Annotated in this window: 12 protein-coding genes; 5 read left to right on the top strand and 7 right to left on the bottom strand. The window is 71.1% G+C overall.

The features are described from left to right. Positions 1–12 precede the first annotated feature (12 nt). The 3 genes from ABZX37_RS33525 to asnB form a co-directional block, all read right to left on the bottom strand. A complete protein-coding gene (locus ABZX37_RS33525; RefSeq protein WP_354746410.1) occupies positions 13–870 on the bottom strand; it encodes an LLM class flavin-dependent oxidoreductase in 858 nt (285 codons plus the stop codon). 112 nt (positions 871–982) lie between these two features. Then, positions 983–2551, bottom strand: a complete 1569-nt coding sequence (locus tag ABZX37_RS33520; RefSeq protein ID WP_354746408.1) for an MFS transporter — start codon at positions 2549–2551, stop codon at positions 983–985. A 74-nt stretch (positions 2552–2625) separates the two neighbouring features. Next, the gene (gene asnB, locus ABZX37_RS33515) at positions 2626–4482 is read right to left on the bottom strand and encodes an asparagine synthase (glutamine-hydrolyzing) (RefSeq protein WP_354746406.1); all 1857 of its coding nucleotides are present in this window, start codon (positions 4480–4482) and stop codon (positions 2626–2628) included. A 174-nt stretch (positions 4483–4656) separates the two neighbouring features. Between asnB and ABZX37_RS33510 the strand changes: the two genes are divergently transcribed. Together ABZX37_RS33510 and ABZX37_RS33505 are read left to right on the top strand one after the other, a co-directional pair. Then, positions 4657–6072, top strand: coding sequence for a right-handed parallel beta-helix repeat-containing protein (locus ABZX37_RS33510; protein ID WP_354746404.1), 1416 nt, complete (start codon positions 4657–4659; stop codon positions 6070–6072). Beyond that, positions 6069–7253: a cytochrome P450 gene (locus ABZX37_RS33505; protein ID WP_354746402.1), complete on the top strand. Its 1185-nt coding sequence runs from the start codon at positions 6069–6071 to the stop codon at positions 7251–7253. Before ABZX37_RS33510 ends, ABZX37_RS33505 begins: the two co-directional genes overlap by 4 nt. Before the next feature lie 488 nt (positions 7254–7741). Here ABZX37_RS33505 and ABZX37_RS33500 read toward each other — a convergent pair whose 3' ends face one another. The 4 genes from ABZX37_RS33500 to ABZX37_RS33485 form a co-directional block, all read right to left on the bottom strand. Further along, a complete protein-coding gene (locus ABZX37_RS33500) occupies positions 7742–8494 on the bottom strand; it encodes an SDR family oxidoreductase (protein WP_354746400.1) in 753 nt (250 codons plus the stop codon). Positions 8495–8496: 2 nt separating this feature from the next. Beyond that, complete coding sequence (locus ABZX37_RS33495) at positions 8497–9246, bottom strand: SDR family oxidoreductase (protein WP_354746398.1); 750 nt, start codon at positions 9244–9246, stop codon at positions 8497–8499. Positions 9247–9351: 105 nt separating this feature from the next. Continuing rightward, positions 9352–10395 (bottom strand): aminotransferase class I/II-fold pyridoxal phosphate-dependent enzyme, encoded by a 1044-nt coding sequence (locus tag ABZX37_RS33490; protein ID WP_354746396.1) that lies wholly within the window; start codon positions 10393–10395, stop codon positions 9352–9354. Beyond that, a complete protein-coding gene (locus tag ABZX37_RS33485; protein ID WP_354746395.1) occupies positions 10392–11435 on the bottom strand; it encodes a methyltransferase in 1044 nt (347 codons plus the stop codon). Before ABZX37_RS33485 ends, ABZX37_RS33490 begins: the two co-directional genes overlap by 4 nt. A 191-nt stretch (positions 11436–11626) precedes the next feature. Here ABZX37_RS33485 and ABZX37_RS33480 point away from each other — a divergent pair, with 191 nt between their 5' ends. From ABZX37_RS33480 to ABZX37_RS33470, 3 genes are read left to right on the top strand one after another with little or no spacing between them, the layout of a single operon-like run. After that, positions 11627–12823: a cytochrome P450 gene (locus ABZX37_RS33480; protein ID WP_354746393.1), complete on the top strand. Its 1197-nt coding sequence runs from the start codon at positions 11627–11629 to the stop codon at positions 12821–12823. Continuing rightward, complete coding sequence (locus ABZX37_RS33475; protein WP_354746391.1) at positions 12817–13050, top strand: ferredoxin; 234 nt, start codon at positions 12817–12819, stop codon at positions 13048–13050. Before ABZX37_RS33480 ends, ABZX37_RS33475 begins: the two co-directional genes overlap by 7 nt. Beyond that, positions 13047–14444, top strand: a complete 1398-nt coding sequence (locus tag ABZX37_RS33470) for an MFS transporter (protein ID WP_354746389.1) — start codon at positions 13047–13049, stop codon at positions 14442–14444. The genes ABZX37_RS33475 and ABZX37_RS33470 overlap by 4 nt, the downstream gene beginning before the upstream one ends. Positions 14445–14947: the final 503 nt, after the last annotated feature.

The following is a 14947-nucleotide window of genomic DNA, read 5'->3' as shown; positions in this document are numbered from 1 at the left end:
TCGGGGTTCGGTTCAGCCGAAGGCGACCTTGGCCAGCTGGTCGAGCTGTCCGGGGTCGGCGGTGGTCGGGAAGAGGATCAGTTCGTCGCAGCCGGCGGCGGCGTAGCTGTCGATCGTGTCGCGGAGCCGGGCTTCGTCGGAAAGCAAGCCCTTGGCCAGGAACTCGGCTTTCGGCCCGATGTAGGAGTAGTAGTCGCGCAGGTACTGGGCGCCGCGCGCGGAGTTCTCCTCGCCGAGGCCGACGTAGGTCATCGCGGCCATCCGCGGTTTCTCGGTGCGGCCGGCCGCGGCGAACGCGGTGTTGGCACGCTCGACCAGCTCGGAATAGGCCGATGCGCTGCCGCCCGGGGAAATCCAGCCGATGCCGTGCTTGGCCGCGCGGGCCAGTGCCGCCTCGGAGTGCCCGCCGATCCAGATCGGGATCCGGCCGCGTTCCGGTTTCGGGCCGATGCCCGGCACCGCGCCGCCGCCGGACCAGACCTGGCCCAATTCCTCGAGCAGCGCGTCCAGCCGGGCCCCGCGACGGCGGTAGGCGACGCCGGAGGCGGCGAAGTCGTCCTCCCGCCCGCCGGCCGCGACGCCGAGCACCAGCCGCCCGCCGCTGATCCGGTCGATGCTGGCGAGCTGTTTGGCCAGCACCGCGCCGCTCGGCCGGTACGCGGCGAGCAGGATCGTGCTGGCGAGCGTGATCCGCTCGGTCGCCGCGGCCGCCGCGGCCAGCGCGACCAGGCTGTCGTAGCTGTCGTAGACGAGCCGGTCGAGCACCGCCAGCGTGCTGAACCCCAGCTCCTCGGCCCGCCCGGCGAACTCGACGAGTTCCTTGCCCGCGGCGCCCGGCACCGTGCTGGGCAGCCCTACTCCGATGTCCATGCGCCCTTCCTTCCCGAAGTCGTGCCCCGGCCGCGGCCGGGTTTCCTGCTGGTCGTCCCGAGCCTGCCGAGGGCCGATCGGACCGCGCTGGAGCCGAAATGGGGCAGCCGGTTCATTCGCTCCGCCGGGCCGGCAGGAGCCGGCAAAGCGCGGCGGCCAGCAGGAGAACACCGGCCTGCACCCACAGCGTCGTCGTGGTGGCGTCGGCGAACGCGCGCTGTTTCGCGCCGGTCAAGGCAGCGGCGACGGCCGGACCGCGCAGCTCCGGAACACGGCAGGAATCCGCTGGCGCGAACGGGTTCGGCCCGGTCGTTTGATCGTGGACACAGGTGCGGAACGCGGCCTGCGGCGTGCCGACCGGAACGGACAGGTCTTGGCTGCCGCCGCGCGCCACGAGGGCGAAGAAGACGGCAGCCGCGACGCCGACGCCGACCGCGCCGGCGAACTGGAAGACCGCGGACAGGATGCCGCCCGCCGCTCCCGCGTCGCGTTCCGGCACATCGCGGAGCTGGATGTTCACCAGCGTACCGACAACCAGCGCCATGCCGGACCCGGAAACGAACAGCGCGGCGGACACCGCGAGCGGCGAGACCGCGGCGCCGGCGAGATCCACCAGCACGCTCAGCAAACCGACGCCGGCCGCCATCAAAACCGCCCCGGTGGCAACGGTTCCCCGGCCGAAGGACGGCACCCGCTTCGCGCCCCAGGTGCCGACGGCGACCAGTGCCACCGCGAAACCGACCAGGCCGGCCGCGGTCCGCATCGGCGTCCACCCGAGCGCGAGCTGCGTGAACCAGACCAGGACCAGGTTCACGGAAATGACCGAGGACAGCACCAGCATCGCGAGCAGACCGGCGGCGGAGAACGACCGCGACCGGAACAGGCTCGTCGGCAGGACCGCGTCCGGGCCCCGCTTCCGCTCGTACCGGATCAGCACCGCCAGCAGCGGCGGCACTGCCGCCAGCATGGCGAACAGCCACCACGGCCAGTGCGCTTCGCGGCCCTGCTGCAGCGGAACGACGGCCAGCGCGGTGACCACCGCGATCAGCACGATGCCGACCGGGTCGAGCGCGGGACGGCGGTCCGGCCGGGACTCCCCGACCAGCGCCCGCGCGGCGACCGCGATCGCCGCCCCGATCGGCACGTTGACCAGGAAGATCGCCCGCCAGCCGAGGCCGAGCAGGTCCTGGGTGGCCAGGATCCCGCCGAGCAGCGGCGCGCCGATCTGGGCGAGGTTGATCACCGCGCCGTAGATCAGGAACCCGGTCCCGCGCTGCTCCGGCCGGAACAGCACCTGCATCATCGCGAACACCTGCGGGGTCATCAACGCGCCGAAAGCCCCCTGCAGGAGCCGGGCGGCGATGAAGAGACCGGCGGTGGGGGCGGCGGCGCAACAGGCGGACAGCACGGTGAAACCGGTGACGCCGATCAGGAAAACCCGGCGCCGGCCGTAGCTGTCCCCCAGCCGGCCGCCGACCACCAGCACGATCGAGAAGGCCAGGACGTACGCGACGACGAACCACTGGCTCTGCGCGTAAGTGGCGCCGAGATCGCGCTGGATCACCGGCACCACGACGGTGACGATGCCGACGTCGAGCAGGTCCATGAACGAAGCGAACGCGAGCACGAACATGGCGAGGCCCGCGCGACGCGGGACAGCCGGGGCCGGGACGGTCGTCATGGCAGCCCTTCCAGGACTGGCACCCCGCGGTGCCGTGGAGAGCGGCGCGGCCCGGACCCCGGGCCGCGCCGCGGTCAGATGGCCAGGTCGACCTGGTAGTGGCGGAGCCACGCGTCGAACTGCAGCGCGGTCTCCACGTTGATCCGGCTCTGCCATTCGTGCGCCGAACCGGTCGGGTTCGCGGCCGTCTCCTTCGCGGCCTTCACGTCGAGCAGCGGCAGCACCGGCGACGACGGGTCGGCAAGCACGTCGGCGAGTTCGCGGTGCAGGGCCTCGGTGTAGGCCGGGTCCTGGGTGACCGGCCACGGGCTCTTCCGGCGCTCCACAATGGACTTGGGCAGCAGATCGCCGACGGCCGCCCGCAGAAGGCTCTTCTCCCGGCCGTCGAACGTCTTGAACGCCCACGGGGTGTTGTAGAGGTATTCGACCAGCCGGTGGTCGCAGTACGGGATGCGGGTTTCGAGCCCGTGCGCCATCGCCAGCCGGTCGCCGCGGGCCAGCAGCATCGGCAGCCAGCGGGTGAAGTGCGCGTAGCAGATCTCGCGCATCTTGTGCTCCAGGCCGTTTTCCCCCTCCTGGTGCGGGGTTTCGTCGACGGTCTGCTGGTAGTTGTCGGCGTAGTAGGTCGCCATGTCGAGCTTCCGGCTGAACAGGCCCTGGTCGAACAGCCCGCGGCCGTGGCCGGTGCTGCGCATCTTGTTCTCGTTGGCCACCCAGGGAAAGGTGCCGGAGTTGGTGAAGTCGGGGTCGAACATCCAGCGGAAGCCGCAGAACACCTCGTCGCCGACCTCGCCGGTGAGCATGACCGTGGAGTGGTCCCGCACCGACTTGAGCATCAGGTAGTGCGAGTAGTCCATGTCGCCGAGGGTCGAGGGCATGTCCTGGGCCAGCAGCACCGCCCGCCGGGTCTCCGGGTCCATCAGGTCCGCGGTGCGGATCACCAGGTCGGTGTGATCCGACCGGACCAGCGCCGCCATCTCGGCGGCGAACGGGCCGTCGGGGGTGTCGCGGACGTCGTCCGGGCGGAAGTTCTCGGCGTACCCCTCGAAGGCGTGGGTCACCGTGCGCACCCGCTCGCCGCCGAGCTTCCACTGCCATTGCGCGGCGAGCGCGGTGATCGCGCTCGAGTCCAGGCCGCCGGACAGCCCGACGCACAGCGGCACGTCGGCGACCAGCTCGCGCAGCACGATGTCCGACAGCAGGGAGCGCACGTGCGAGATGGTGCCTTCGAGGTCTTCCTCGTGCGGCTTGGCCTCGAGCTTCCAGTAGGTCTGCTCGTGCAGGCCCTTGCGGCTCACGGTCAGCGTGTGGCCTGCCCGCAGTTCCCGCATGTCGCGGAAGACCGCGGCGCCGGGGCGCTTGGCGGTGGAGAAGATCTCGCGCAGGCCGTCCAGGTCGACGGTCGGCCGGATCGCCGGGTGCGCCAGCAGCGCCTTCGGTTCGGACCCGAAGATGAATCCGCCCGGGACCTTCGCGTAGAACAGCGGTTTGATGCCCATCCGGTCGCGGATCAGCACCAGTTCCTCGGTCCGCAGGTCCCACACCGCGAACGCGAACATGCCCTCGAGGCGCTCCGCGCAGCGCACGCCCCACTCCAGATACGAGCGCAGCACCACCTCGGTGTCGCTGCGGGTGCGGAACCGGTGCCCGCGCTCGCGCAGTTCGGTGCGCAGCTGCTGGAAGTTGAAGATCTCGCCGCTGTAGGCGAGGACCGCGGACGGATCGCCGCCGTCCTCGGCGATCATCGGCTGGACGCCGCCCTCCGGGTCGATCACCGCCGTGCGGGTGTGCCCGAGGCAGGCGTGGCCGCGCAGCCACAGCCCGTGGTCGTCGACGCCGCGGCTCGCGATCGCCTCGGTCATCCGCTCCACGGTCGGCCGTTCGGTGGCCAGGTCACGGTGGTAGTCGACCCAGCCGGTGATTCCGCACATGTGCTAGCCCTCTCGTCCGATCGAAACCACTCCGGCACAGACTTGCCAGCGGGGCTCGAGCAGAACTCGACCCGATCTGAAAGAAGACGGGCGGCAACCGGCGTTCGAGCCCGGTTCGAGAGCGGCCGTCCAGTCTCCCGGCACGGCCACTCGGCGAGAAAACGGGAGACGACGATGACCGCATGGGGAACACGTTCGGCCGGTGTGTTGGCGGTGGCCCTGCTGGCGGTCTCGGCGACCGCCGCGCCCGCCGCCGCTGCCCGTCCGACGACGTATTTCGTGGACTGCCAACGAGGATCGGACGCAGCGGCCGGCACGCGCGCCTCGGCGCCGTGGGCGTCGGCGGCGCGGGCGAGCGCGCAGACCTACCGGCCGGGCGACCGCGTCGAGTTCCGGGCGGGCAGCCACTGCGACGGCACCTTCGCACCGAAGGGATCCGGCACCGGCACGCGCCCGATCACCGCCGGTTCCTACGGCGCGGGTGCCAAGCCCCGGATCGACGCGCACGGCGCGCTCGCGGCCGTGCTGCTCGACAACGTCGAAGGCTGGGAGATCGAAAACCTCGACCTGTCGAACTCCGGACCGCCGCCCGCCGCGCACGAAATCCGGTTCGGCGTCTACGCCCGGCTCACCGACTACGGCATCGGGCGGCACTACGTCGTACGCGACGTCGACGTGCACGACGTCAACGGCTGCCAGTGCCAGAACCCCAGCGACCGGGACCCGAGCGGCGGAATCCTTTTCAAGGCGGCCGGAACGCAGCGGCCGACCGGTTTCGACGACGTGGTCGTCGACCGCAACACCGTGACCCGGGTCGGCCGGACCGGCATCGGCACCTCGTCGGACTGGGAACGCCGGCCCGAGTACCCGGACGGCAGGGGCACTGCGTACGTGCCGAACACCCGGGTGCGCATCACCGGGAACACGCTGCGCACCGTCTACGGCGACGGCATCGGTGTCTACAATGGACTCGGCGCGGTGGTCGAGGACAACGTGCTCGACGGCTACGCCATCGGCGGGACGAAGTACACCACCGGCGTGTTCTCCTACAACTCGAACGGCACGCGGATCCGCTACAACACCGTGTCGGACGGGCGCGGCGGGGAGGCGCTGCCGTCGCAGGCGTTCATGATCGAAACCGCGTCGATCGACACGGTGTACGAACACAACCTCAGCCGGCGCAGCGACGGCGGTCTGCTGATCGTGTGCAACGACCCCGACGCCACGTCCGACCGCACCGCGTTCCGGTACAACGTCAGTCTCGACGACAATTCCCTCGGCCGGTACCCGAACGGCGTCCGCACCGGAGTGTTCACCTTCATGTGCGGCAATCCCGGATCCCTTGCGGTGTACGGAAACGTGGTGCGCACGAGCACCGCCGACGTGCTGGTGAACAATGTCGCGGACTTCGGCGCGTCGTTCGTCGGCAACGTGTTCTCGGGCCGCCGCGGCGGTTCGCGGATCGACGACCCGCACAGCACCTACCGCGGCAACCTGTTCCTGAACGTCGTCGACCCGCCGTCCGGCAGCGCTTTCGCCAGCCCCGCGGTGACCGCGGGCGCCCGCCGCGACAGTGTCACGGTGCGATGACCGGCTTGCCCGAGCTCGCTTTCCCGCTCGCCGACGCGCCCGCGCTCGACCCGGACGCCCGCTTCCCCGCGTTGCGCGAAGCGGGCCCGGTCCGGGTCCGGCTGCCGTTCGGCGAAGCCGCCTGGCTGGTAAGCAGCTACGAGCACGTCCGGCTGGTCCTCGGGGACCGGCGGTTCTCCCGCGAGCAGTCGCTCGAAGGCGACGAGCCGCGAGTGGTGCCGATGCCGCAGCGCGCCAACCTGATCCTGAACCACGACGAGCCCGCGCACAGCAGGCTGCGCGGTTCGGTCGCGGCCGCGTTCACCCGGCCTGGCGTGCGCCGGATCGAGGCGGCCGTCGAGGGTTTCGTGGCCGATCTGCTCGACCGGCTGTGCGCGGAAGGCTCCCCGGCGGACCTGGTCTCCGGGCTGGCCGCACCGTTGCCCGCGCTGGTGATGGCCGAACTGCTCGGCATTCCGGCGGGCGACCACGAGGAGTTCGTCGAGCTGACGGGGTCGCTGCTGGCGTCCGCGTTGGCCAGGCAGCCCGCGGAACAGACCAAGGAAGCCGGGCTGCGGCTGTGGGAACGCCTCGGCGATCTGGTCCGTGTCCAGCGCCGGTCTCCCGGCGTCGGGCTCGTCGCCGAACTGGTGCGCGGCGGGGCGAGCGACGAGGAGACGGTCGCGCTGTGCGCCACCGTGGTGATCGCCGGGCACGACGCGACCACTATGCAGATCGGCAACTTCTGCTACCAGCTGCTCACCGCGCCCGGCCAGTACGCCCGCCTCGTCGCCGACCCCGGGCTGATCGAAAACGCCGTCGAGGAGCTGATGCGCTACAGCCCGCTCGGCATCAGCACGGCCTTCCCGCGCCGGGTCACCGAGGACGTCGAGCTCGGCGACGTGCTGCTGCGCGCCGGCGATTACGTCGTGGTGGCGCTGACCGCGGCCAATCGCGACGGAGCCGTCTTCGACCGGCCGGAGGAACTCGAGCTGACCCGGCGGCCGAACCCGCACCTCGGATTCGGCTACGGGGTACACCGGTGTCTGGGGGCGCAGCTGGCGTTGCTGCAGCTGCGAATCGTGTTGCGGGCGCTGGTTTCGCGGTTCCCTCGGCTCGCGCTCGCGGTTCCGGCGGCGCGGGTGCGCTGGTCCCCCGGTTTGCTCGCGCGCAGCGCGGAAACCTTGCCAGTGCGCTGGTGACCGCGGCGGCGCGGGCTGTTCAGCAGAGCGCGCCGTCGACGGTGACCGCGGAACCGGTGACGCCCAATGCCAGGAACTTAAGGCTGTGCTGCGGACACGCTTCAGGATTGTGGGCCGTGAGGGGAACCCTGAGGGAATCTGATTCCCTCAGGGTTCCCCTCACGGACTTCAAGACCCGGCCACATGGCGGCAAATCGGGCATTCCTGGTCCGATGATGTCCTTTGTGGACGGTCAGCGGGCCGAGGTCGCGCCACTTATAATAAGTTCCTGGCATTGCCGGTGACGCCGTCCTCGACCGCCCGAAGGAACACGAGCTGACCCGGCGGCCGAACCCGCACCTCGGATTCGGCTACGGGGTGCACCGGTGTCTAGGGGCGCAGCTGGCGTTGCCGCAGCGTCGAATCGTCCTGCGCGCACTGGTTCCCGCAGCTCGCGCTCGCGGTTCCGGCGGCACGGGTGCGCTGGTAACCGCGGCGGCGCGGGCTGTTCAGCAGAGCGCGCCGTCGACGGTGACCGCGGAACCGGTGACGTAACCGGCGAGATCGCTGGCCAGCCAGCGCACCGCGTCGGCCACCTCTGCGGGCTCGGCCAGCCGCTCGAGGGCGATGACCGGACGGAACCGGGCCAGCAGCGCGGCGCGGTCGGCCTCGTCTAGGTCGTCGTAGACCTCGGTGCGGACCATGCCGAGCGTGAGCAGGTTGAACCGGATGCCGGACGGCCCGTACTCCCGGGCCAGCGACCGGCTCCAGCCCTGCAGCGCGGCCTTCGACGCGGTGTAGTGCGCGCGCCCGGCCAGGCCGAGTTCGGCGGATCGCGAACTCATCGCGACGACCGAGGAGCCGCGGCCGAGCAGCGGGAGCACCGCCGCGGTCAGTTCGTGCACGGCGGTCAGGTTCGCGGACAGCACGGCCGTCCACTCGGCGAGGCCGAGTTCCCGGTACCCGCACTGGCCGACTGCCGCGGCGTTGTGCACTACGAGGTCCAGCCTGCCGGACCGGGCGGCGCAGAGCCCGGCGAGGCGCTCGGCCTCGCCGGGAGCCGCGATGTCGGCCTCGCAGACGAGGTGGTCGCCGCCGATCGCGTCGAGTTCCGCCCGCAACGCCGCCATGCTCTCGCCGCGGCCGCGCGCACAGGTGACGACGTCGACGCCGTCCTTGGCGAGCGCCAGCACCACGGCCTTGCCGATCCCCCGCGTGCCGCCGGTCACCAGTGCGCGTTTGCCCCGCAGTTCGAGGTCCATGCTCAGCGGCCGCCCGCCACGTTGATCACCTCGCCGTTGATGTTGCCGTTGGCCTCGGAGCAGAGGAACACGATGAGCCTGCCGACGTCCTGCGGCGTGCTCAGGTGCCCGCTCGGGGTGGTGGCCGACGCCTGTTCGACGATCGCCGGGTCGACGCCGTCGAAGCTTTCGGTCAGCGTGCCGCCGGGGGCGACCACGTTGCTCAGCACGCCGCCCTTCGTCCACATCAGCCCTCGGACGAACCCGTTGAGCGCGGACTTCGCGGCGCTGTAGATCTCCGACGCGTACATCCCGCTGGTGGCGGTCACCGAAGACAGCAGCACCACCCGGCCCCAGCCGCGGGCGCGCATGCCGCCGAGCGCGGCCTGCACGGTGCGGAGGTGCCCTTCGCTGTTCTCGCGCAGCTTCGTGTACCAGTCCTCCTGGAAGTCCTCGAAGTCGCTCAGGTCCTCCGGGTTGATCCAGGTGAACGTCTGTGCGTTGCAGACCACCACGTCGATGCCGCCCCACTGCTGCTCGACCTCGGCGACGGCGGCCTTGATCACCGCCGGGTCGCCGAGGTCGTGCCGGACCGCGAGCGCCCGGCCCGGACCGCCGAGTTCGGCCACCAGTTCGTCGGCCGCGTCCTTGCCGGTGTGGTAGGTGACGGCGACCCGCGCGCCCTCTTCGGCGAACAGCCGCGCCGTCGCCTTGCCGATCCCCCGGGTCGCCCCCGTGATCAGCACCCGCTTGTCCTGAAGCCCCAGATCCATAACGTCACTCCGCGGTCGTAGTCGTGGCAGGCGCCCGGCAGGCGCCGCACCCCTCAACCATAGCCATACTATGGTTATGGTTAATAGGGCTTTGCCCTCTTCCGCTCAGTCGGCGCGCAGCGCGGCGGCCAGCACCGGGTACTCGCCCTCGGTGGGCGCGGTGATCCGCAGGCCGGACACCCGGCCGGGCTGCGCGCCGGAGAACACCCGGACCACCACCCCGTGCCGGAGCAGCCGCTGGTGCTCCCGCTCGGCGTCTTCGGTGTAGACGAACCGGTAGTGCACCGGGACGCCGGTGCCGACGACCGGATAGCGGGCGCGGAGCAGGGCTTCCATCCGGTCCGCGGTGGCCAGCAGCCTGCTGCGGCTGTGCGCTGCCCATCCGGTGTTGCGCAGCGCCTCGGCGGCGACGATCGCGTCCAGGCCGGAGATCGACCAGTTCAGCTGGCGGCCGCGGATCGCCGCGCGCAGCTTCGCGTCGGGCGTCCACATCACGCCGGTCCGGGTGCCCGCGATGCCGAACAGCTTGTTGGGCGAGAGCAGCACCACGACGTTGCCGAGCCCGGACCAGATCATCGAACGCTGGGCGCCGCCGTCGGCGAAGTCGATGTAGGCCTCGTCGACGATCAGCGTCGCGTCGGGATTGTCCCGGCAGATCGCGGCGAGTGTCTCGGCCGGGACGTAGAGACCGAGCGGATTGTTCGGATTGGACAGCAGGACGCAGTCGTAGCGGCGCATCGCGTCGGCGACCCTGTCCGCGCGGCTCTCGACGGTTTCCGGCCCGCCTCCCGACGGGCCGACGTGGTTGGCGATCCACCGGATGCTGTCGGTGTAGTCCGGGGTCACCACCGCCGTGCGCGAGGCCGGGAAATGGGCGGACAGCAGCCGGATGAACTCGGTGATGCCCCGGCCCGCCACCAGATCGCCGGTCCCGATGCCGAGATAGTCCGCGTAGGCCGAGAGAAACAGCTCTTCGGCGTCGTAGGGATGCGCGCGCAGCGACCGGATGTCCACCGCGCGCAGCGCCGAACCCACGCTGGTCGGCGGACCGTACCGGTTGATGCAGGTGCCCAGGTCCAGATACGGCCGTTCGCCGAGCGCGCGCAGGTCGCCGCCCTGCCATTCGGTGGCCGTGAGCGCCTCGGTCACTTCTCCGCGGCCTTGTGCAGTTCGACGAGCGTCTCGTTGCTGTCCAGCGCGACCACCTTGCCGCGCCGGAATCCCGCCGCCTCGCCGAGTTCGGTCAGCTCGGCGATCGAGTACTCCGATCCGCCGGGCGTCACCAGGCGCATGTTCAAGCTGGCGACCAGGTTCTCGACGTGCCCGTAGTCGTCGGGCAGCATCCGGTCGAAGACCACCAGCACGCCGCCGGGATTCACCGCCCGGTAAGCGTTTTCGACGATCTGCCGGCGTTCTTCGGGAGACCAGTCGTGCAGGATGTGCCCGAGCACCACCACGTCCGCGGCCGGGATCTGGTCTTGGAAGAAGTTGCCCGCCTGGAAGCGCACCGAATCCGGGCTGCCGATTTCGGCGCGGTACTCGTCGAAGAACGGTTCGATCTGCTCCCGGTCGAAGACGGTGATCTCCAGTCCGGGATGTGCCTTGGCGAGCTGGCTTGCCAGGTTGCCGCGGCCGCCGCCGGCGTCGACCACGGTGCGCCGCCCGGCGAACCCGGCCGCCTCGATCACCTTGGCGCCGAGGACCTGCATCAGCCCGTCCATCATCCGGACGTACGGAGCGATCATCTCCGGGTTGTTGAGCATCACCTCGAAGTCGCCGCCCGCCTGGGGCTTGCCGGTGCGCACCGCGTTGCCGAGGCCGCCCCACACCGGGTACAGGAAGTGCTTGGCCCCGCCGAGGAAATCCCCGATGTAGCCGGTTCCGCCGGGCACCAGGTGCCGGGAGCCCGCCTCGGTGTTGCGGTAGCGCTCGCCCTCGGTTTCCAGCAGGCCGAGCGCGACCAGCAGGCGCAGGAAATCGCGCAGGCCGCGGCCGTGCAGACCCAGCCGCTCCCGGAGCTCCTCCTCGCTCGCCGGGCCCGCGGCGAGACTGCCGAAGAGGTTCAGCTCGACCGCCGTCAGCAACGCCTGCGCGTCGCAGAAGGAGTTGCCCAGCCGAAGGATGTCGGCCGAACCGTCGGTGTGCCGGGCGAGAGTGTCCTGGGCGGGCGGGGTGGTGGTGTTCGTCATCGGCGTCGTTCCTCTCCTGGTTCCGGTCCCGGCCAGGGTGGCGAGGTCCGGTCGAGGATCGCTGGGACGGGACTGGGCGCGCCGCCCGCTGACCGCTGCTCCAGCGCCGCACCAGCGGGGGGCGCGACGGTGTGCGGCGAGCAAATGCCCAGTTCGCCGTCGGCGCGCGGCTGACCTGAGAGAGGTGCCCGGTGTCCGGTTCGTGCCCTGTTTCTTACCCGTTCGCGTGGACTCCGCCGCTGGAGATCCCCGAGAAGTGGCGGGCGCTGCGCGAGCAGCCCATCCTCGAGATCTCTTTGCCCAGCGGCGATCCCGCTCTCCTCGTGACCCGGTACCAGGACGTCAAGGCGTTGTTCGCCGACGTGCGGCTGAGCCGCAACACCGCCCGGCACCCGACGTCGCGGATCTCGCTCAACAACGACCTGTTCGGCGACCCGGAGATCGACTCGGACCCGCCTCGCTACAACGCCGAGCGCGGACTGGTGACCCGGGCCTTCAGCGCCCGGCGGATCGAGTCGCTGCGGCCGCTCGCGACGAAGATCACCGAAGAGCTCCTCGACGACATGGCGCGGGGCGAGCCGTCCGCCGAACTCAACGAGGCGATCGCGTTCCCGCTGCCGATCCGCGTGATCTGCCATCTGCTCGGCATTCCCGAGGAGGACATGGAGGTCTTCCGCGGGCTGGTCGACGGCTTCCTGTCGATCAGCAAGCTGCCCGACTCCGAGGTGGCGCGCTGCCGGGAAGACCTGTGGAGCTACATCGACAAGTTCATCCGGCTGCGCCGCGAAACCCCGGGCGAGGACCTGACGAGCGCGCTGATCCAGATCAGCGACGGGGACCGCGACCGGCTCTCGGATTACCAGCTGCACCACTGGATCCGCACCCTGCTGATCGCCGGCTACATCACCACGGCCAGCCAAATCGGTTCCAGCATGGCGGTTCTGCTGCACCGTCCGGAAGTCGTCGCCGATCTTCGCGCCGACTACTCGCTCATCCCGTCGGCGGTCGAGGAACTGCTCCGGTACGAGCTGATGGGGTCCTCGCTCGGCTCGCTGCGGTACGCGCTGGAAGACATCGAACTCGCCGACGGCTCGGTGGTCCCCAAGGGGTCGACCGTGCTGCTGTCCACCGAGGCGAACGTGGACGAATCGATGTTCCCCGACCCGTTGAAGCTCGACATCCGCCGCACCGGCAACCACCACCTCACGTTCGGCTCGGGCATCCACTACTGCGTGGGCGCGGCGCTGGCCCGGATGGAGCTGCAGGTCGTCACCGAGGGCTTGCTGCGCCGGTTCCCCGGGTTGCGCCTCGCCGTGCCCGCGGCCGACCTGCCGCGCAAGGACGGCGGGTTCCTGGAGGCGTTCGCCGAGATCCCGGTCGAATGGTGACCGGCGAGGACGCGCTGCGCGTATCGGCGGACCGGGAGGTCTGCGTGGTCAGCAGCCTGTGCGTCTACCGGGTGCCGGAGGTGTTCGACCAGGACGACGAGGGCCGGGTCAAGGTCGTCGACCCGGCCCCGCCCGCCGCGCTGGCGCCGGAGGTGCGGCGGGCGGTGCAGGGCTGCCCGACCCGGGCGATCCGGATCGAGGAGCCCGGTCCGGGGGACGAGCGATGACCCAGGAGACGGCGGGCGCCCGGTCGGCGGCGGGTCCCGCGCCCGCGCGCGCCCGCGGGATTTACGCGGCGCTCGTGCTGGCCGCGATCCTCGGCCAGATGTCCGGTGCGATGCCGACCGCCGCGCTCGGCGACATCGCGCTCCGGCTGCCCGCCTCGGCGGCCTCGGTGGGATTCGCCCATTCCCTGTGTTTCCTGCTGGGCGGCCTGGTTTCGGTGGTGGTGGCCAGTTACGCGGACTACTCCAGCAGGCGACGGCTGCTGATCGGTTCGCTCGTGGTGACCTGTGCCGGTTCCGCGCTCGCCGCGGCGGCGCCGGACATCGGGACGCTGATGGCGGCGCGGGTCCTGCAGAGCGCTTCCGGCGCGGCGTTCCCGCTGGCGTTGCGGGTGTTGTGGGAGACGATGCCCGCGCAGCGGTTCGGCCGGGCGATGGGCATCATCACCGCGGCGTACGGCGGGGTGGCCGGGATCGACTCCCTGATCGGCGGCTGGCTGACCGATCACGGCGGCTTCCGCGCGGTTTTCGGCTTCATGACCGCGTTCGGGCTGCTCGCGCTGTACTCCGTCGTCCGCGCGGTGCCGAAGTCCGCGCCGTCGCGCGAGGGCAGGATGGACTGGCGCGGCGCGGCAGTGCTCTGCCTGTGCCTGGCGGCGATCCAGGCGGCGGCCGGGATGGCCGACCGGCCGGTGGTCTGGCTGCTCGGGCTCGCCGCCGTCGCCGCGCTGCTGTTCCTGGTGTTCGTCCGGGTGGAAGCGCGGCTGCCGAACGCGCTGATCCCGGCGGAGTACCTGCTTTCGCGGCAGATCTGGCCGATGCTGCTGACCTCGGTCCTGCTGCTGGTCGGCGTGCTCAGTGTCATCAACTACACGGTCCCGCTGCTCGCGATCTTCCCGGCGGGCGGCTACGGCTTCTCGGCGACGATGATGACCCTGGTGTTCATGGTGCCGCCGTGCGCGGTCACTGTGCTCGCGTCGCCGCTCGCCGGGGCGCTCGCGCCGCGGGTCGGCTGGCTCCGGCTCCTGCGGCTGTCGCTGTTCGGGGTCGCGCCGCTGATCGTGGCGATCGCACTGGCCCACCGTTCGCCGTGGGCGGTTTTCGGTCTGGTCATCCTGCTGGCGGCGGTCAACTCGGTCGCGCTGACCGCGCTCAACGGGCTCAGCGTCGTGCTCGCCCCGCCCGGAAAAGCCGGGGTGCTGCCGGGAATCAACTCCGCCTGCCTCGGTCTCGGCGGTTCGATCGGCATCGCGCTCGCCTCGCAGCTGTCCAGCCGCCCTCCGGGAAGCGGCTCGCCGACGGCGGGTTTCGCGGCGGCGCTGTGGATGGCGGCGATCGCGGCGGCACTGGCACTGGCGGTCTCGTTCGCGGTGCGGGACCGGCGCGCGACGGGTTGATCCCGGCCCGACTGTCCTCTGTGGACTAAATACTGTGCGAGCCGGAAACGGCGGCAAGGGCTCCGGTGCGCAATCCGCGCCGGAGCCCTTCGGCGTGGCGGCTGTTGTCCCCGGCCCGGCGCGGTTCCCGGGCCTTGCGGCTCGGGCGATCCAGGCGTCCGGCCCGGCGGGATCGACAGATCCGGCGGAACGGATACGCGCCCTGACCCCGGTGACTCGAGCCGTCTCCCGCGCCTGGCAACCCTGTCCACTATGGACTAACACCGCGTGCGAGCCGGGAACAGCGGCACGAAAGAAGGGCCCCGGTGCGCGATCCGCACCGGGGCCCTTCGGCAGGGCATGGGCCTCCGCTGGGGGCCGGGGGCCCGAGCCGGGTCAGGGGGTCACTCAAGACGGCGCCGCGGGTGTGGTTTGCGGGCGGGCCAGGCGTCCGTGAGGGGAACCCTGAGGGACTCTGATTACCACAAGCTTACACCCAACGTGAAGATAGCGTAGGGCCGCGC

This window comes from Amycolatopsis sp. NPDC004079 (genome assembly GCF_040610415.1).
GTDB classification, from domain to species: Bacteria; Actinomycetota; Actinomycetes; order Mycobacteriales; family Pseudonocardiaceae; genus Amycolatopsis; species Amycolatopsis halotolerans.
This window is presented reverse-complemented; position numbering and strand designations above follow the sequence as displayed.

Coding starts and splice junctions, on each gene's coding strand:
- ABZX37_RS33485 (WP_354746395.1), bottom strand. CDS start 11,435: ATGACGAACACCACCACCCCGCCCGCCCAGGACACTCTCGCCCGGCAC.
- ABZX37_RS33525 (WP_354746410.1), bottom strand. CDS start 870: ATGGACATCGGAGTAGGGCTGCCCAGCACGGTGCCGGGCGCCGCGGGC.
- asnB (WP_354746406.1), bottom strand. CDS start 4,482: ATGTGCGGAATCACCGGCTGGGTCGACTACCACCGTGACCTGGCCACC.
- ABZX37_RS33500 (WP_354746400.1), bottom strand. CDS start 8,494: ATGGACCTCGAACTGCGGGGCAAACGCGCACTGGTGACCGGCGGCACG.
- ABZX37_RS33470 (WP_354746389.1), top strand. CDS start 13,047: ATGACCCAGGAGACGGCGGGCGCCCGGTCGGCGGCGGGTCCCGCGCCC.
- ABZX37_RS33495 (WP_354746398.1), bottom strand. CDS start 9,246: ATGGATCTGGGGCTTCAGGACAAGCGGGTGCTGATCACGGGGGCGACC.
- ABZX37_RS33475 (WP_354746391.1), top strand. CDS start 12,817: ATGGTGACCGGCGAGGACGCGCTGCGCGTATCGGCGGACCGGGAGGTC.
- ABZX37_RS33505 (WP_354746402.1), top strand. CDS start 6,069: ATGACCGGCTTGCCCGAGCTCGCTTTCCCGCTCGCCGACGCGCCCGCG.
- ABZX37_RS33510 (WP_354746404.1), top strand. CDS start 4,657: ATGACCGCATGGGGAACACGTTCGGCCGGTGTGTTGGCGGTGGCCCTG.
- ABZX37_RS33520 (WP_354746408.1), bottom strand. CDS start 2,551: ATGACGACCGTCCCGGCCCCGGCTGTCCCGCGTCGCGCGGGCCTCGCC.